A 17,222-nucleotide genomic window follows, 5' to 3' on the forward strand; every position below is an offset into this window, starting at 1 on the left:
GCAATACCGATGACTGATGTACGTACACCTGCTGCCGACAATCCTGTTTCAGAAGCAACGGTGACCACCGGCTGGACCAAACACGACACCACCTGGATGCTCGGCCTCTACGGCACCGCCATTGGCGCCGGCACCCTGTTCCTGCCGATCAACGCCGGCGTCGGCGGCTTCTGGCCGCTGATCGTGCTGGCGCTGCTGGCTTTCCCGATGACCTTCTTCGCCCACCGTGGGCTGACGCGTTTTGTGTTGTCGGGCAAATCCGGCGACATCACCGACGTGGTCGAGGAACATTTCGGTGTCGGCGCCGGCAAGCTGATCACCCTGCTGTACTTCTTTGCGATCTTCCCGATCCTGCTGGTGTACAGCGTAGCGCTGACCAACACCCTGGGCAGTTTCATGGAGCATCAACTGCACATGACCCCACCGCCCCGGGCGCTGCTGTCCCTGGTGCTGATCCTCGGCCTGATGGCCATTGTGCGCTGCGGCCAGGGCGTGATCGTCAAGGCCATGAGCGTCTTGGTGTACCCCTTCGTCGCCGCGCTGTTGCTGCTGGCTGTCAGCCTGATTCCCAACTGGAATGGCGCGTTCTTCGCCTCCGCCAGCGAAGGCATGCCGCTGCCGCTGTTCTTCAAGACCCTGTGGCTGGCGATCCCGGTGATGGTGTTCTCGTTCAACCATTCGCCGATCATCTCCGCCTTCGCCGTCGACCAGAAACGCGTGTACGGCGCCCAGGCCGAGCGTAAAAGCAGCGGCATCCTCGCCACCGCCCACGGCATGATGGTGTTGACGGTGATGTTCTTCTGCTTCAGCTGTGTACTGGCCCTGTCGCCGGCTGACCTGGCGGCCGCCAAGGCGCAGAACATCTCGATCCTGTCATACCTGGCCAACCACTTCCAAACCCCAGTGATCGCCTATGCCGCGCCGTTGATCGCGCTGGTGGCGATTACCAAATCCTTCCTGGGCCACTACATCGGCGCCAGCGAAGGCTTCCAGGGGCTGATCGTCAAATCCCTGCGCGGGCGCAATCGCTCGATGTCGGCAAAATGGCTGGAGCGTTGCACCGCACTGTTCATGGTGCTGACCTGCTGGGCAGTGGCGACTTTCAACCCGAGCATCCTGGGCATGATTGAAACCATGGGCGGGCCGATCATCGCGTGCCTGCTGTTCCTGATGCCGATGTACGCGATTCGCCGCGTGCCATCTTTGCGCCAGTATTCGGGCCAGCTGTCGAATGTGTTTGTGGTGGTGATCGGGCTGATTGCGCTGTCTGCGATCGTTTTTTCCGTGATGCCCTGAAACAGGTCACTTCCCTCAATAACAACACAGGTCAAATGTGGGAGGGGGCTTGCTCCCGATAGCGGTGTATCAGCCAATAAATGCTCGGCTGAAGGACCTATATCGGGAGCAAGCCCCCTCCCACATTGGGATACCGGTGCCTTGAAAGTCGCTGTACGGCACGCCCTTTGCTGTACAACTGATGAGGAAAACGGACCTTGTGAAAGCCTCAGCGACGGAGTGGCCGATGGTCAGGCGATGCGAACTAATCCCGATACCGGCCGTCAATGACTGCATGTTCTTATCAGGCGGTAACGCACCATGGACAATCCTTTTCAGATCATCACCGACACCTTCACCCCCCAATACCGCGTCAACCTGAGCATCCAGCGGCTGGACGGCAGCATCATGCTCACCCTCTCGGACGAGACCGGCGTGGTGGCCAAGCGCATGATCAGCGCCGAACAGCGCAACGACCCGCAGCGGCTGCAACGCCTGGTGCAGAGCATCCAGTTTGGTATCGCCATCGAGCAGGGTCACAGCGCGGTAGAAATCCTCGAGCTGATGACGGACGGCGACAGCCACAAGCTCCTGCAGCGACCGCCCGCCCGTGCCCTGCCCTCCAGCGTTGGGCTTTAAAGCTCGCCCTTCTCGGTCTCCAGGCTCGCCTCGCCCTTGCGACGCGGGCCTTCGACCTTCACCGAAGGGAACGCCGACGACGCATAGCGCACCACCAGAATGGCAAATGCCAACAGCAGAATCCCGCCGCACAGGTAGATGATGCCGATATCCGGCGGGTTGTGGTGCGACACGTTGGAAATCAACAGGCGCGTCAATGCGGTGATCGCCACGTAGATCAGGAAGCGCACCGGCATGTGGTTGGTCTTGAAGTAAATCCCGACCATCGCCCCCAATTCCAGATAAATGAACAGCAGCAAGATGTCATCGATCTTGATGTGCCCGTTCTCCAGCATCCCCAAGAATTCCATCACCGCCGCCCAGGCAGTCACCGCACCAATGGCAAACAACGCCAGGTAGTGAAACGACTCGACAAACAGGTTACCCAGGGACTCGGCCAGCCCGTGAACTTGCTGACGCAGCCTTTCGGCCCAGTTGATTTTCAAGATGATGCTTCCTTAGGTCGGCTCGACCGGATAATGCGGGTTGGACGTGACGATTGTTCTGCATGCAGAAAAAAGGCCAGAGGGCAGTTCTAAGATGATGGCTTGGTGACATGAGGCACATGTGAGGATGAGCAGAGTAGATACCTTGCTCATCGAAAAAGCGGACCTATCAAGGGTATCGCTGGCGTGCGTGTAAAACCGAGAGAACCCGAATGTTGTCTGTCACCTTATATACGACCAGATAATTCGGATGCACCACCATCTCTCGAGTACCAATGATTCTGCCAGGACGGTAAAGGTGGGGTCTGCGAGAGAGGGCCAGCACCGAGGCTTCGATGGAGCGCTTTAACTCGAGAGCTGCGACAGGATTGCGATGACTGAGGTATTCAATAATTTGGCGAAGTTCCACCCGCGCTGCGGGTACCCACTCAATCAGCATCGCCTTTCTTGAGTTTGGATTCGATCAGTGCTTGCATCTCGGCCATTACCTCGTCGTGAGGAATGCCGGGGCTGGTGTCATCAAGAGCGGCCTGTACCTTGGCGCGAAACCAGCGGTCGTAGCTGTCAGCCTGCTCTTCGGTATCTGCTTGGATACCAGAGGAAAAGGAAGTGTCCATAAAAGCCTCCGTTGTCGATGAGAAGCAGTCTAGTCGCTGGTGTTTTTACTGTCGTGCTTCAAGCGATGAAGTGAGTAACAGAAAAAATCCATGCTTAGCCAATCACTTTTTAGACCGTTCCCACGGTCGTGGGAACGATCGGGGTCGTAGCATCAAGCTGGTGCGACTTGCTCCAGTGCTCGATCGACTAGCAGACCGCCCATTTCAATCAGTTGGTGAATGGCCAGGACCAAGCTTCGCTGCGAACCTTCAAGGTCGAATGCCAGCGTATTGGCCATTTCCCGGGCACTGCTCAGGGTTTCGCTGGCGTTGGCCAGCAGGGTTTCCGTGTCATTGTCAGGCGTTACGTTGAAAAGAGTGACTGGCGGCTCTGGATTCAGATGATCATTGCTGCTTGAGGTATTTTTACCCATGGTAGGACTCCAAAATTAAACACGTAAGTTTTCCTTCCCTTTAATCGAGCCGCCAAGCTCGGCCATGCGAATGCAGGACCCGTGAAAGGTAAGTCACCGTAGGATTACTCAGCAACCTCAGTGTGCTGTGCGAAATTTCCGTTGTAGCAAACCCCCATTTCCCAACTACATTAAAAACCTACTATCCAAACCCCGGCGTTTGGCTTATCCTTTTCGCTGTATATAAATACAGTAGTCGCAAAAGACAACTATCGTGAAGGCATGTGAGGTGGTGAATGGCCGTCGAAGTGGTATACCGCAGCAGCCGAGATCTGGAGCGTTTGTTCATGGATAAAGCCGAAGCTGACCGTCATGACAAGATGCTTGAACTCGCCGAGTTGCTGGCAGAGGTGTTGCAAAAAGCCGTGCCGTCGTTGAGCGAGCAGCAGGTGGAGGAAGCCGGGATCTACATGGCGAAGAACCGCGATGTATTTGCCAAGGCATTCAAGAGCCAGCCGGACGTGTTGTCCGAGTTGCTGAACCCGGCAGCAGAGTAAAGCCCGAATTGAACAGGCCCTGAATCATGGATTCAGGGCCTTTTTAATGCCTGGCCTATTTGTACAGCAGGCGTTCGGCTAACTCATCGGCCACCCGTGCGGGCGAGCGTTTTTCGGCTTGGGCGTGGGCGAAGATTTCGGTCAGGCGCGTGCCGATGTTCGACAAGTGCGCGGTGATGCCGGGCAGGTCCGTACCGGCGTGTTTGAGGGCGACGTAGATCAGGCCGCCGGAGTTGATCACGTAGTCTGGAGCGTAGAGGATGCCGCGGCTTTCCAACTGGTCGGCGATGTCCAGGTTGGTCAGTTGTGCGCTGGCGGCACCTGCCACGGCGGCGCAGCGCAGTTGGCCGACGCTGTTGCGGTTGAATACGGCGCCGACGCCGCAGGGCGCAAGAATATCGCAGGGTGTGCTGAGCAAGGCGTCATTGGCAATCGGGTGGGCGCCCAGTTGCTCCATGGCCAGTTGCACCTTGCCGTGGTCGATATCACTGACTAGCAGCTCGGCACCCGCGGCGTGCAGTTGCTCGGCCAGGGCATAACCGACATTGCCCAGGCCCTGCACCGCTACGCGCAGGCCCTCGAGATTGTCACTGCCCAGGCGCGCCATGGCAGAGGTGCGGATGCCCGCGAAGACGCCCATGGCGGCATGGGGCGCGGGGTCGCCAGCGGCGGTGGTGCTGGTGACGAAGCGGGTGTGCTGGGCAATGCAATCCATGTCGGCAACCGAGGTTCCGCTGTCGATCGAGGTGATGAAACGGCCGTCGAGTTTTTCGATACAACGGCCAAACGCTTCGAACAGCGCTGCACGGCTCTCCACGTGCACCGGGCGGATGATGACCGCCGTGCCGCCGCCCACCGGCAACCCGGCGAGTGCGGCCTTGTAGCTCATGCCTTGCGCAAGGCGCGCGGCATCGGCCACAGCGCTTTCATCGTCGGGGTAGGCAAGGTAGCGACAGCCGCCCAAGGCAGGGCCCAGGCGACTGTTGTGGATGGCGATGATCGCTTTCAGCCCGGTCACCGGGTCGACACTCAGGTGCAGCGATTCAAGGCGGGTGCTGTGCATGAGCGCAAACATCATTGAGCTCCCGAATCACTTTTGGTAGTGGGCCAAGTATAGGCTTGCGGCAGGAAACTGCTGGATTGCGCTGGAATAAGCCGTGCAGTTTCGAAGGGTCTACGACATAAGGACGTGGGATATCTCTCAATATGCTGGACGAAAATTCACAGCAAGGCTAAAACAGGGGCATCCGCCGGAGAACGCAATGAATCCCCGCACCGCCTTTTTCGCCTGCCTGGACCGTTCACCCCCTGCGCTGTTTGAAGCCGCGCTGTGGATTGCCGCCGAGCACGACGCCAGCGTGCAGCCGTTGCAGATCCTGCAGGATCTGAGCCTGCTGCAACAGCAGGTCAGCCAGGGTATGCCCTTGTTGCCGGCAGATGAACTCGGCCAGCCGCTGCTGCGGCGCATGAATGACCTGGGGTTTGCCCAGGATGACCACACCCCGCTGCGCCCCGCCGCCGCCTTGCTGGACAAAGTGCTGCAACGCAAACGCGGGCAACCGTTGGCCATGGGCCTGATCGCACTGGAAATGGCGCGGCGCCTGGAGATCCCCATGGTCGGTGTGAACTTCCCGGGCCACTTCCTGCTACGGGTGCCCGGTGCCGATCACCTGCTGGACCCGTGTGGCGGCCGGCGCCTGTACCCCAACGACTGCCGCGACCTGCTGCATCGCCAATACGGGCCGAAACTCAAATTGCAGGCCGACCACCTGCACACCGCAGAGCCACGAGCAATCCTGCAGCGCCTATCGCGCAACCTGCGCCAACTGCACCTTTCCAACGACGAACCACTGGCCGCCCTGGTGGACGCCGAGCGCGTACTGGAACTGGGCAACGCCAGCGCCGCCGATTACCTGGCACGGGCCAGCTTGTATCAGCGCCTGGACTGCCCGAGCGCCGAGCGCTTTGACCTGGAACATGCCTTGATGCTCAGCGAAGACCCGATCCAGCGCCTGCGCCTGACCGAGCGGCTGGGGCACCTGCCGCCCAATTCAGTGGTGCACTAGGCCTGGGGCGCCTTGAGAATATCGCCGTGCAGCGGCCCCTGCGGCGTGTTGGCCCCCGGTGAGCGCACCTGGATGATCAACAGCGCCGCCACCACCGCCGGAATCGCGCAGAAGAAGAAAATCTGCTGCACCGGTATATGCATCGCCAGCAACAGGCTGCCAAACAACGGCCCCAGGATTGACCCGAACCGCCCTACCCCCAACGCCCAGCCCGTGCCGGTGGCGCGCACCTGCGCCGGGTAGAAATTGCTGGCAAACGCATTGAGGGTCAGTTGCCCGCCGATGATGCACAACCCCGCGGCAAACACACAGGCCACCAAGTAGCGTGGATTGTCGTGGTTCAAGCCCAGCAGGAGGGTGCACAGCGCAGCCGCGGCCAGTACGGCGGACAGCAGCCGCACCTTGCTTTTCAGACGGTCGGCGAACCAGGCCATGAGGATCGCGCCCAAGGTGCCGGCGAACAGGAACATGGAAGTGACCAGATTGGCTTCATTCAGCGCCAGGCCGCTTTCGAGCAACAGCGAAGGCAACCAGCTGATCATGAAATACAGCAGGATCAGGCTGACAAAAAAAGTCGCCCAGATCAGCAACGTCGGGCGTGCGTAGCCATTACGGAATAGCTCCACCACCGTCAGTTTGCTGCCCTGCTCCTGGCGGTTTTCGGCGTCGCTCGCGGGCGGTGGTTGCCAGTCAGGCAGCATGCGCGCCGTGACGTTGCGCAAGCGCAGATACGGCGGCGCATCTCGCAGCAAACGCGGCAGGGATTCGGGCAACAGCCACACCAGGAACGGGAACAGCAGCAATGGCGTCACACCACCGGCCAGGAACACCGCCTGCCAGCCAAAGCCATCAATAAAACCGGCGGCCACAAACCCGCCCGCCGCGCCGCCGAATGAGAAGCCACACGCGGCCAGGGTCACCATCAGCGTGCGCATGCGCGGCGGCGAATACTCCGACATCAACGCCATGGCGCTGGGCATCGCGCCGCCCATGCCGATGCCGCAGATAAACCGCGCAGCCATCAAGGTGGTCAGGGAATTGGCAAACACCATCAGCACCGTAAGGCTGGCGTAGATCAGCACACACGCCAGCAGGATACGCCGCACACCAAATCGATCCGCCAGTGGAGTCACCAGCAGCGAGCCCAGGGTCAGGCCCAGCAGGTTGGCACTGAAGACAGGGCCGAACGCGGCTTTTTCCAGGCTCCAATCCTGGGCCAGTGCCGGCACCACATAGCCCAGCACCTGGGCGTCATAGCCATCGGTGACCAGCAGCAGTGCCAACAACAGAAGGATCAACCATTGGTAGCGCGACACCGGGCGGGCGTCGAGTGCCGCACGAAAGCTGGCAATCTGATTGTGCATCGCAAGGTACCTTTATTTTTTTTGGATGACGCTGGTCAAAAAAATGTGGGAGGGGCTTGCCCCCTCCCACATTGGTTTTGTGCCCGTTTTGAGAGCTATGGGGTGTCAGGTTGGTTGGCGGGATGAGCCTGCACAAACGCCGGGTGCCGCGCCGCCAACGCCGCCACTCGGCCGATACGCGGGTAGGCCGCCAACGGCACCTTGAAGCGCTCGGCCGCATACAGCTGTGGAATCAGAAAGGCGTCCGCCATGCCCGGCTGCTCGCCAAAGCAGAAGCCCTTATCTCCAATCAACTGCTCCACCGCGGCCAGGCCCTGGCTGACCCAGTGACTGATCCACTCGAGCAATTGCGCCTCGTCATGCCCCCACTGGCGCAACAGGTTTTGAGTGCTGGAGTTGTGCAACGGGTGGATATCGCAGGCAATGATCGAGGCAACCGCCCGCTCATGGGCACGGGTAGACAGCTCTTTGGAGAGCAGCGGCACCTGTGGATAACGTTCCTCCAGGTACTCGATGATCGCCTGTGACTGAATCAGCAGGTCACCTTCATCAGCACGCAAGGCCGGCACGCGCCCTTGCGGGTTGATCGCCAGATACTCGGGCTGGTGATTGGCACCGCCTGCCGGCACCAGCAGGTTGATCGGCAGCGCGGTGAAATCCAGGCCCTTGAGTGCCAGGGCAATACGTACCCGATATGACGCGGTAGAACGGTAATAGGTATAGAGTTCCATCGCCCTGCCCTCTTAACGCGCCGCGACCACGGTACCGCGGCATTCGCCGAAACCGATGGAGGCAAAACCTTCACGGTTGCAACGGGCACGCAGGATGATTTCGTCGCCGTCCTCCAGGAATTTACGCACCTCGCCGCTGGGCAATTCAATCGGCTTCTTACCGCCTTCGGTAATCTCCAACAGGCTGCCGAACTGCCCCGACTGCGGCCCGGACAAGGTGCCCGAACCGAACAGGTCACCGGCCTGCAACTGGCAGCCGTTGACGCTGTGGTGCGCAACCATTTGTGCCACGGTCCAGTACATGTGCTCGGTGTTGCTCAAAGTCAGGCGATGGGCGGGCAGGTTCTGCTCACGCATCGAAGCCGTGGTAAGCAGCACTTCCAGTTCAATATCAAAGGCACCCGCGTTCTGATCACGCTTATCCAGCAGATACGGCAGCGGTTGCGGATCACCCTCGGGGCGCGCCGGCTGGGCTTTGCGAAATGGCTCCAGTGCCTCGGCCGTCACTACCCATGGCGAAATACTGGTGATAAAGCTTTTCGACAGGAACGGCCCCAGCGGCTGGTATTCCCAGGCCTGGATATCCCGCGCCGACCAGTCGTTAAGCAAGCAGAAACCGGCGATATGCTCGGCGGCATCGCCAATGGCAATCGCGTCGCCCATGGCATTGCCCTGGCCGATCCAGATGCCCAGCTCCAACTCATAGTCCAGGCGCGCGCAGGGGCCAAAGGTCGGCTCGGTCTGGCCGGCCGGCAGGGTCTGGCCTTTAGGGCGTCGTACATCCGTGCCCGATGGGCGAATGGTCGACGCACGGCCGTGGTAGCCAATCGGCACGTACTTGTAGTTCGGCAACAACGGATTATCCGGGCGGAACAACTTGCCGACGTTCTGCGCGTGCTCGATGCCGACGTAGAAGTCGGTGTAGTCATTGATCCTGGCTGGCAAGTGCATCTGGCAATCAGCAGCACGGTGCAGCACCTGCGCCTCGCGGGTTTGCAGCTTGCTGCCTTCGGCCAGCAGTTCCAGCAGGCGCTCGCGCAGGGCAACGCGAGGGCCGCGACCGAGTTCGAAAAACGCGTTCAGTTGGCCACCCGCCGTGGCTTCGACGGCGCGTCGGGCTTCACCGTCAAACTCGTCCAGCGCGGCATGCAGGTCGAGGATCGCGTCGCCAATCGCCACGCCACTGCGCGGTGCCGAGCCGTTGATGCTGAACACGCCCAGCGGCAGGTTTTGCAGAGGGAAATCCGCGTGGCCGTTGGCTGAGGCCACCCAGCTACGGGTAAGCGTTGGTTGCGTCATGGGTTATCTCCGGTTCGGGTTGAAGGTGGCGGGCAGCGCGGCCCAGCACGCGTCATAAGCGGGTTGCAGTTGCAGGCATTCCAGGGCGAACTGGGTCGGGCGCAGCACTTGGCTGGTCTCGAACATGAAGGCCATGGTGTTGTCGATCTTGTGCGGCGCCAGGTCCACGTTGATAGCCTTGGTGCAGGTCTCGCCGTCCGGGCCGTGAGCGCTCATGCAGCTGTGCAGCGACGCGCCGCCGGGCAGGAAGCCTTCGGCCTTGGCATCGTAGGCGCCCTGGATCAGGCCCATGTATTCGTTCATCAGGTTGCGGTGGAACCACGGCGGACGGAAGGTGTTCTCGGCCACCATCCAGCGCGGCGGGAAGATCACGAAATCGAGGTTGGCCAGGCCATGCACGCTGGTGGGTGAGGTCAATACGGTGAAGATCGACGGGTCCGGGTGATCGAAACTCACGGTGCCGAGGGTGTTGAAGCGGCGCAGGTCGTATTTGTACGGCACGTTATTGCCGTGCCAGGCGACCACGTTGAGCGGCGAATGGTCCAGCTCGCAGGCCCACAGCTCACCGAGGAATTTCTGCACCAGCGTGGTCGGTTGCTTGAGGTCTTCGTAGCGGGCCACTGGCGTCAGGAAGTCGCGGGGGTTGGCCAAACCGTTGCTGCCAATCGGGCCCAGGTCGGGCAGGCGCAGCGGGGCGCCGTGGTTTTCCGCGACGTAGCCGCGAGCCTGCGCGTCCAGCAGTTCGATACGAAATTTGAGCCCACGGGGCAGTACCACAATTTCCAGTGGCTCGACGTCGAGCACACCCAATTCGGTAGCGACGCGCAGGCGACCCTGCTCGGGGACGATCAGCAGTTCGCCATCGGCATTAAAGAACACGCGCTCCATGGAGCGATTGGCGCGGTAGTTGTAGATGCTGATGCCCGAGGGTTTTTCCGATCCCGCGTTGGCGACCATGCCGACCAGGCCGTCGATAAAGTCCGTCGGCTCGCTCGGAATATCCAGCGGGTTCCAACGCAGGCGATTGGGCGTCACCGCGCCCAACGGGCCACCGGCCAATTGACGTTCCAGCTTGACGAATGCCGGGTGATTGGCCGACGGCTGGATGCGGTACAGCCAGGTGCGCCGCGCTTCGCTGCGCGCCATGGTGAAGGCGGTGCCGGAAAACAGTTCGGTGTAGAGCCCGTAGGGGGCTTTTTGCGGCGAGTTCTGCCCGACCGGCAGCGCGCCGGGCAAGGCTTCGCTGGCGAATTCATTGCCAAAGCCCGATTGGTATTCGAGGTCCATGGATCTTCCTCTGTACAGAAGTTGTTTTTATCGTAATCCAGTTACGCATAACGTAATTTGATCACTATCGAGCGTCAAGCTATAAAGACGCCCATTCATCTCTCGGATTCTCGCCCTTCCATGGAAAAGCCCCGCGACACCGGTAAACAGAAAGTCCGTTCGGCGGAAGTCGGCACCGATATTCTCAAGGCCCTGGCCGAACTTTCCCCGGCCACCTCGTTGTCACGCCTGGCCGAGCATGTGCAGATGCCGGCGAGCAAGGTCCATCGCTATTTGCAGGCGTTGATCGCTTCGGGGTTTGCCGAACAGAACACCGCCACCAACCATTACGGCCTGGGCCGCGAAGCGTTGCGCGTGGGCCTGGCGGCATTAGGCAGCATGGATGTGTTGAAAGTCGGCGCCATGCCTCTGGCGGAGCTGCGCGATGAATTGAATGAAACCTGCTTTCTGGCGGTGTGGGGCAACCAGGGCGCGACAGTGGTGCAGATCGAGCCGGCGGTGCGTGCGGTGACGGTGGTCACACAGCTGGGCTCCGTGTTGCCGCTGCTGAGTTCGTCTACCGGTCTGGTGTTCAGCGCCTACCTGCCATCGCGGGAAACCGTGGAATTGCGCGAGCGCGAGGTTCAAGCCGGCACCGCCCACTCGCTGGCCGACGATCAGGCCTACGCCACCGTGTGCGAACAGATCCGCAGCCGTGGCCTGCACTTCGTGCATGGTTTGCTGATGCCTGGCGTGGATGCGTTGTCGGCGCCAGTGTTCAATGCGGTGGGGCAAGTGGCGGCGGTGATGACCGTGGTCGGCCCTACCTCACTGTTCCACGCCGATGAGGATGGCCCGGCGGCGCAGCACTTGCTGGCGGCGACCCGGGCCGTGAGTTGGCGCATGGGCTATCAGCCCTGAATCAATCGTCGCTGCGTGACAGCGCCACTGCCACGCGATTCTCCAGCGCCTTGACCTGCGCGCCGGCCACCACATAATTGTTGGTCAGCATCGAGAACGCCAACTTGCGCCCGTGGGCGTCGGTGATGTAACCGCTCAATGACGATACGCCGCCCATGGAGCCGGTCTTGGCATGCAGGTTGTTTTCGGCCGAGGTGCCACGCAGGCGATAACCCAGGCTGCCGCCGGTCATGCGGTCAGCGTTGCCGGCAATCGGTAGCGCGTTGTACCAGGCGTTGAACCACGGTTGTTTGCTCGCGGCCAGCAGCAGGTCGGTCAGGGTTTGCGACGACACCAGGTTACGCCGCGACAGGCCGGAGCCGTCGACCTGGTTGAGGGCGTTTGTGTCCAGCCCCTGACGCTTGAGGAACCCGGCCACCGCCACTGCACCCGCCGCTGCGGTGCCGTTGTTGGCGGTCTGGCGGCCCATGGCCTTGAGCAAGGCTTCGGACATGTTGTTGTTCGAGAGTTTGAGCAGCGGCACGATCAGTTCCTGCAACGGTGCCGATTGGTGCTCGGCGAGCACCGTTACCGCAGCCGGGCTCGCCCCGCCCATCACCCGACGCCCCAGCACCGTAATGCCCTGTTGCGCCAAGGCCTGTTCGAACAGATTGGCCACCAGCTGCGTCGGCTCCCAGACGCTGACCAGTTGCTGGCTCTGCCGGCCCGGTGCCACCGCGCCGCTGAGCTGTAGCAGGTTAGTGCCATGGCGACGGTTGATGCCATAGCTGTTGCCCGGGCCACTCACGGCGCGATTGCTCAGTTGCAGGTAATCGGTGGGCGGGTAGATCTCGACACCTACCGGCGAGCCGGCCCGCAACGGTGCCTTGGCCGTGACCAGCACGCTGCCCGCATCAAAATCCGTATTGGGTGACACGGTCAGCGCGGAAATCTGCGCGCCGTAGTAGGTGGTTTCATCATCATGGGACCAATCGACGCCCAGCCGCTCGGCATCAAACCACGTGTCGTCGAACACCAGGTCGCCCTGCACCTGGCGCACGCCCTGGCTGGCCAACTGCGCGGCGAGGGCCTGGTAGTCGGCGAACTGGATGGTCGGGTCGCCGAGGCCACGCAGGTACAGGTTGCCGGTCAAACGGTCACCCTGGCGTATGCCATTGCTCAGCAGTTGTGTGGCGAAACGGTACTGCGGCCCCAGCACATCCATCGCCGCCGCCGTGGTCAGCAGCTTGAGGTTGGAAGCGGGCACCAACCGGGTGTGTGGGTTGTGCTGGTAGAGAGTGGCGCCACTGCGGGCATCACGCACCGTCAACGACACCGTGGCGCCGTGCAGCGCCGGGTCGGTTAGCAGTTTATCCAGGGTGGCAGGCGTGGAAGTCTGCGAAACGCTGGCGCAGCCGCCCAGCAAAAAGCTCAAGCCAACCAGCAGGGTGCTGGTGTGTATCCATCGACCCAAGTGCATCAGTACCGTTTTCCTGCAAAGTCTTCAGTGGCGGCAACGCTACCAGCTCAATGCGTCGCCGGCCACTGTGGTCGATCTTAGAAGGTCAAGGTGCTGGACACCGACACCTGCCGCGCATCCCCAATAGACACAAACTGCGTATTCACCGACGAGGTGTAGTAGGTGCGGTCGAACAGGTTCTTCACGTTGAGCTGGAACTTGACCTTCTGCCCCTCGAGCTTGGTGTCATAGCTGGCGAAGACATCGGCCACGGTATAGCTCGGCAGTTCGAAGCTGTTGGCCGCGTCCCCTGCCCGCTCGCCCACATAGCGAGCACCGGCACCGACCCGCAGTTGATCACCGCCCAGGATGCTGCCGAAGTCATACACGGCCGACAGCGAGCCGGTATTTTTCGCCACGTTTTGCAGGCGGTTGCCTTTGAGCGTCGGGTCTTCGGTGACCTCGGCATCGGTGTAGGCATAGCTGCCGATCAGGCTCCAGTTGTCGCTCAACTGGCCGCTGGCATCCAGCTCCAGGCCTCGGGAGCGCACCTTGCCCGCCATGCTGTAGGTCGAAGTCAAACCGTCGCCGACCTTCACCAGCACATTGCGCTTATCGATAGTGAACAACGCCGCGCTCGCGGTGATGCGCCCCGGCATATCGAACTTGGTGCCCAGCTCCCAGGCCTTGGACTCTTCCGGTTCCAGGCTGCCATCCAACACGGTTTTATTCGCCAGTGGCGCGATGGTGGAGTTGGGTTTGAACGACTCGGTGTAGCTGCCGTAAAACGACAATTGGTCGGTGTAGCGATACACCAGACCGGCACGCGGTACCCACTTCTGGCCGTTGCCATCGGTGTTGGCAGTGAAGGGCACACCTTTGCCGGCGTACTGGTCGTACATCTGGTAGCGCGCACCGCCGACCAGGATCCACTGGTCGTTCAGATGAATCGCGTCCTGGAAGAACAGTGAATCGCTGCGCAGCAAGTCGGTCTGGTTGCTGTCCGGTGCGCTGACGGTGGTGCCTGCGACTTCATTGCCGTACACCGGATTGTTGTAGTCAAACGTGCCCCGCGGTGCCTGGCGGATCAGGTCGGCACGGTAGATTTTGCGGTACTCATCATCCAGGCCGAACACTAGGTCATGCTGCATACCGGCCACATTCACCTTGCCTTCGAGGCTGGCGGTGGCGAAGCGGTCGGTGGTCAGTGCGCCTTGGGTGCCGTCCATGCTGCGGGTCAGGGTTCCGTTGGTATTGACCTTGACCACGCGCACCTGGCTGGCGTCGTAGGTCTCGCGGTTCCAGCTGTAGCCGAAGTGGGCTTTCCAGTCGTCGTTCAGGTCGTGATCGACGGTCAGGCGATACAAATCGGAGCGGCCTTCCATATTGTTGAACGGCTCATCCAGGCGACGGGTGGCGGGGATGTTCAACGGGTGGTTGGTCTTGGGGTCGATGGCCGTGCCACGGTCGAACGGCGAAAGAAACTCGCGGTGCTCATAGGCGAAAACCACCTGGGTGGTATCGCCATACCAGGCCAGGGATGGCGCCACCAGCGTCTCGCGATGGGTGCCGTAGTTGCGCCAGTAATCTTCATCTTCGTGATCGACGATCAGCCGGTAAGCGAAGCCGCTGTCACCGATAGGGCCAGTGGTGTCGAGATTGCCACCGCTGCCGTTCTTGCCGCTACCAAAGGTCGAGCCACGGGCGGTCAGGGAGGTGGACTGCACCAGCTCGGGCTTTTTGCTGACGATATTGACCACGCCGCCCGGGTCCTGGATGCCATATAACAGCGACGACGGGCCCTTGAGCACTTCAACGCGTTCGGCAGTAGCGTTCATGGCTCGGCCCTGCACCACCGGCATGCCGTCCTTCATGATCGAGCCGTTACGGTTGTCGCCGAAACCGCGCAGCATCACCGCATCCTGGGTGCTGCCGAGGGTATTGGACTGGGTGATACCGCTGATATTGCCCAGGGCGTCATCCAGGTTGCGCGGCTGTTGGTCGCGCAATACCTGGGCCGGCACCACGTTGACGGTTTGCGGGGTTTCCAGCAGCAGGCCACGGGAACGCATCACCGAACTGGTGGGCGGCGGCTGGTAGCTGGTGCTGTCCTGCGTCGGGTTGGCGGCGCTGATGGTGGTGGCGCCGAGGTTGACCGCACCATCGGTAGGCACCGGCTCCAGGGCCAGGGTGCGGGTGTCGATCTGGCGGAAGGTGAAGCCGGTGTTGGTCAGCAGGCGCTGCAGCGCCTGGGTCGCGCTCATCTGCCCGCTGACGGCCGGGGCATTGAGGCCATAGGGCGCTTCATCGGTGTAGATCACGCTGATGCCGGTGACCCGGCTGAAATCGCTCAGGGCCTGAGGCAGCGGTTTGGCTGCCAGGGCAAAGTTGAACTGGGCGCTTTGCTGCGCTTGCGCCTGCGCCACGGCCAGGGGCAGCAACGCCAGCCCCGACACCGCCAATACCGAGGCTCCCAGCCACTGTTTTACCCAACCGCCCGCCGTTGACTTCATGCTGTGAGAACCCGTGTAGAAAACGCTGTTAATGCGAATAGATCGCAGTTTCATGCACTACACGGATGAGCAGGTGAATTACCTCACCTGAATCAGCAAATAATTTCGATCATTGATTGCCACTCGCCGCCAGACACTCCTTGGCGCTCTTCTTCAGCTTCTTGATCAACCGCTCCTGGCGCAACGCCTCACCCTTGCTCGCACATTGCTCGGTGTACACCAACGCCACCGCCGGACTGGATAAAAAGAAGCGCGCGCCCTTGCCGCTTTGGTGGGAGGCAAAGCGGCGCACCGGGTCATTGCTGATGCCGCAATACAGCGAGCCATTGGCGGCACGCACCAGGTAGACGAACCAGGGTTTGGGTTCAGCAGGATCAGTCACAGGGCGATTTCGGCAAACCAGAGGAGCGCCAATCTTATCAACGACCGGCCTGGAATGCCTTCAAGCCTTTAAGCGCCTGAGCGCGCACTGCGTTTTTCAGCGCCGGCGACCAGCCCAACAGCAGCCCTTTCAAACCCAGGGCCTGGCGCGACCATCGCCACAGGTCGAAGTGGTCGTGGTGCTCGCAGATCTTGCCGTCGCGAAACACAAAGCGCGCGCCGATATCGTTGACCACGGTATTGCCGGTAGCGCTGAACAGGTACGTCGCCACCCAATGCGCGCTGCCGGTGGTTTCGTCGCTGCGAACATGGTCGAAGGTCAGGGAAAAATCCTTGGCGCGGGTGGTGAGCATGCGCCACATATCGCCAACATCGCGCCCGCGCAGCTCACCGAATGCCGGATCGCTGAACACCACGTCATCGGTATAGCAGGCGGCCATGGCGTCGGCGTCCAGGCGTTGGAAGGCACGGTAGAACTCGGTGATCAGGGCGTTGTGGGCATCACTCATGGGCAGGGTCCGCACGATGGTCAGGGTGCTGAACGATAGTCTGCGCTACCGGGGAAAGCCATGGCTATTTGCCTCGGGAATGAGTGATGCCTGTAGGTGTTTAGAGGTACACGATATCCAGGGTCGCGTTGCCGTCTATCTGAACTTCTTCAGTAATCGGCAGATCCCGGCTCGGTGCGATCCATGCCTCGAATCGCAGGTCAGCCTCCAAGGTCTGCAACGGCTTCGGAGCAATGGAAGGCCCTGCCGCCGCTTTTATCGAACGCATCCAACCGGGTTGCCAAACTGAGTCCCAGGCATCAAACCAAGTCTGCCCATCCTTGGATTCAATCGGCTCGCCCGGAATACTATCGGCTAAAGCATCGCTTATTTTCAGTATGTACCCGCCAATCTTCGCGTCATTTGACGCCAGACCCAGGCCAAAACCTGAAAGTAGCGGTTGTGAGGGGATGCTTTTGTTATAGCCAGTCCCCAAGCGGTTGTCCGTTACCTTGACAGCAATCAAGGCAGTGGCTGCGCAATCGACCCTCATCTTGAGCGTTGTATCAGGCAACGGTGTGGATAAGGCTGGTTTCAGGTCTTGCGCCGATATCTTCCCGTAATCCACTACGTTGCTGCCAGGAAACGAAGGCGTACAAGCGGACGGGGTGATCTTACCGACCACACTCAGATCCACGCTGGAGGCGGCTATTGCATTAGAAATACCGGCCAACAAGAATGCGCCGGTAATAAGTACACGAGGCGGTTGCATATCAATGCTCACTTTCGG

The 17,222-nt window shown here is 60.9% G+C and carries 19 protein-coding genes; 5 read left to right on the plus strand and 14 right to left on the minus strand.

Translation table 11 applies throughout. The annotated features are described in order from the left end of the window. Positions 1 to 9: 9 nt before the first annotated feature. Together JFT66_RS09025 and JFT66_RS09030 are read left to right on the plus strand one after the other, a co-directional pair. The gene (locus JFT66_RS09025) at positions 10 to 1,296 is read left to right on the plus strand and encodes a serine/threonine transporter (RefSeq protein ID WP_153838827.1); all 1,287 of its coding nucleotides are present in this window, start codon (positions 10 to 12) and stop codon (positions 1,294 to 1,296) included. 300 nt (positions 1,297 to 1,596) lie between these two features. Next, on the plus strand, positions 1,597 to 1,914 hold the full coding sequence (locus JFT66_RS09030; RefSeq protein ID WP_198859138.1) for a DUF3509 domain-containing protein: 318 nt from the start codon (positions 1,597 to 1,599) through the stop codon (positions 1,912 to 1,914). On the opposite strand, the gene JFT66_RS09035 is transcribed toward JFT66_RS09030, so the two are convergent. The 4 genes from JFT66_RS09035 to JFT66_RS09050 form a co-directional block, all read right to left on the minus strand. Further along, on the minus strand, positions 1,911 to 2,399 hold the full coding sequence (locus JFT66_RS09035; RefSeq protein WP_056845459.1) for a phosphate-starvation-inducible protein PsiE: 489 nt from the start codon (positions 2,397 to 2,399) through the stop codon (positions 1,911 to 1,913). The genes JFT66_RS09030 and JFT66_RS09035 overlap by 4 nt on opposite strands. A 169-nt stretch (positions 2,400 to 2,568) precedes the next feature. Further along, positions 2,569 to 2,838 carry a type II toxin-antitoxin system RelE/ParE family toxin gene (locus tag JFT66_RS09040; protein WP_198859139.1) on the minus strand — a complete coding sequence of 90 codons (270 nt, stop codon included), beginning with the start codon at positions 2,836 to 2,838 and terminating at the stop codon, positions 2,569 to 2,571. After that, positions 2,828 to 3,016 carry a type II toxin-antitoxin system RelB family antitoxin gene (gene relB / locus JFT66_RS09045; RefSeq protein WP_124376454.1) on the minus strand — a complete coding sequence of 63 codons (189 nt, stop codon included), beginning with the start codon at positions 3,014 to 3,016 and terminating at the stop codon, positions 2,828 to 2,830. Before relB ends, JFT66_RS09040 begins: the two co-directional genes overlap by 11 nt. A 152-nt stretch (positions 3,017 to 3,168) precedes the next feature. Beyond that, positions 3,169 to 3,429, minus strand: a complete 261-nt coding sequence (locus JFT66_RS09050; protein ID WP_198859140.1) for a DUF6124 family protein — start codon at positions 3,427 to 3,429, stop codon at positions 3,169 to 3,171. Positions 3,430 to 3,704: 275 nt separating this feature from the next. Between JFT66_RS09050 and JFT66_RS09055 the strand changes: the two genes are divergently transcribed. Beyond that, entirely contained in the window at positions 3,705 to 3,965 is a 261-nt protein-coding gene (locus tag JFT66_RS09055; protein ID WP_153870259.1) for a YebG family protein, read from the plus strand. Between the two features lie 55 nt (positions 3,966 to 4,020). On the opposite strand, the gene JFT66_RS09060 is transcribed toward JFT66_RS09055, so the two are convergent. After that, on the minus strand, positions 4,021 to 5,040 hold the full coding sequence (locus tag JFT66_RS09060; protein ID WP_034118252.1) for a Glu/Leu/Phe/Val dehydrogenase family protein: 1,020 nt from the start codon (positions 5,038 to 5,040) through the stop codon (positions 4,021 to 4,023). A gap of 187 nt (positions 5,041 to 5,227) precedes the next feature. Between JFT66_RS09060 and JFT66_RS09065 the strand changes: the two genes are divergently transcribed. After that, positions 5,228 to 6,031, plus strand: a complete 804-nt coding sequence (locus JFT66_RS09065; RefSeq protein WP_198859141.1) for a SirB1 family protein — start codon at positions 5,228 to 5,230, stop codon at positions 6,029 to 6,031. On the opposite strand, the gene JFT66_RS09070 is transcribed toward JFT66_RS09065, so the two are convergent. From JFT66_RS09070 to hmgA, 4 genes are all read right to left on the minus strand, one after another. Beyond that, entirely contained in the window at positions 6,028 to 7,395 is a 1,368-nt protein-coding gene (locus tag JFT66_RS09070) for an MFS transporter (protein WP_198859142.1), read from the minus strand. The two genes, JFT66_RS09065 and JFT66_RS09070, sit on opposite strands and share 4 nt — an antisense overlap. A 95-nt stretch (positions 7,396 to 7,490) precedes the next feature. Next, a complete protein-coding gene (gene maiA, locus JFT66_RS09075) occupies positions 7,491 to 8,126 on the minus strand; it encodes a maleylacetoacetate isomerase (protein ID WP_198859143.1) in 636 nt (211 codons plus the stop codon). A gap of 12 nt (positions 8,127 to 8,138) precedes the next feature. After that, positions 8,139 to 9,425: a fumarylacetoacetase gene (gene fahA, locus JFT66_RS09080; RefSeq protein ID WP_198859144.1), complete on the minus strand. Its 1,287-nt coding sequence runs from the start codon at positions 9,423 to 9,425 to the stop codon at positions 8,139 to 8,141. A gap of 3 nt (positions 9,426 to 9,428) precedes the next feature. Next, the gene (hmgA, locus tag JFT66_RS09085) at positions 9,429 to 10,712 is read right to left on the minus strand and encodes a homogentisate 1,2-dioxygenase (protein ID WP_198859145.1); all 1,284 of its coding nucleotides are present in this window, start codon (positions 10,710 to 10,712) and stop codon (positions 9,429 to 9,431) included. Between the two features lie 120 nt (positions 10,713 to 10,832). On the opposite strand from hmgA, the gene JFT66_RS09090 reads away from it, so the two are divergent. After that, positions 10,833 to 11,612 carry an IclR family transcriptional regulator gene (locus tag JFT66_RS09090; RefSeq protein WP_198859146.1) on the plus strand — a complete coding sequence of 260 codons (780 nt, stop codon included), beginning with the start codon at positions 10,833 to 10,835 and terminating at the stop codon, positions 11,610 to 11,612. 1 nt (position 11,613) lies between these two features. Here JFT66_RS09090 and dacB read toward each other — a convergent pair whose 3' ends face one another. From dacB to JFT66_RS09115, 5 genes are all read right to left on the minus strand, one after another. Further along, positions 11,614 to 13,071: a D-alanyl-D-alanine carboxypeptidase/D-alanyl-D-alanine endopeptidase gene (gene dacB, locus JFT66_RS09095; protein WP_153870252.1), complete on the minus strand. Its 1,458-nt coding sequence runs from the start codon at positions 13,069 to 13,071 to the stop codon at positions 11,614 to 11,616. Between the two features lie 77 nt (positions 13,072 to 13,148). Continuing rightward, complete coding sequence (locus JFT66_RS09100; protein ID WP_153870251.1) at positions 13,149 to 15,563, minus strand: TonB-dependent siderophore receptor; 2,415 nt, start codon at positions 15,561 to 15,563, stop codon at positions 13,149 to 13,151. A gap of 109 nt (positions 15,564 to 15,672) precedes the next feature. Continuing rightward, the gene (locus JFT66_RS09105; protein ID WP_198859147.1) at positions 15,673 to 15,945 is read right to left on the minus strand and encodes a GIY-YIG nuclease family protein; all 273 of its coding nucleotides are present in this window, start codon (positions 15,943 to 15,945) and stop codon (positions 15,673 to 15,675) included. Positions 15,946 to 15,982: 37 nt separating this feature from the next. Then, positions 15,983 to 16,453, minus strand: a complete 471-nt coding sequence (locus JFT66_RS09110; RefSeq protein WP_034118242.1) for a nuclear transport factor 2 family protein — start codon at positions 16,451 to 16,453, stop codon at positions 15,983 to 15,985. A gap of 100 nt (positions 16,454 to 16,553) precedes the next feature. Then, the gene (locus tag JFT66_RS09115) at positions 16,554 to 17,204 is read right to left on the minus strand and encodes a DUF1120 domain-containing protein (RefSeq protein WP_034118241.1); all 651 of its coding nucleotides are present in this window, start codon (positions 17,202 to 17,204) and stop codon (positions 16,554 to 16,556) included. Positions 17,205 to 17,222 lie beyond the last annotated feature (18 nt).

Origin of the sequence: Pseudomonas sp. MF6755, assembly GCF_016405635.1 — a bacterium.
Taxonomy (GTDB): domain Bacteria; phylum Pseudomonadota; class Gammaproteobacteria; order Pseudomonadales; family Pseudomonadaceae; genus Aquipseudomonas; species Aquipseudomonas haemolytica.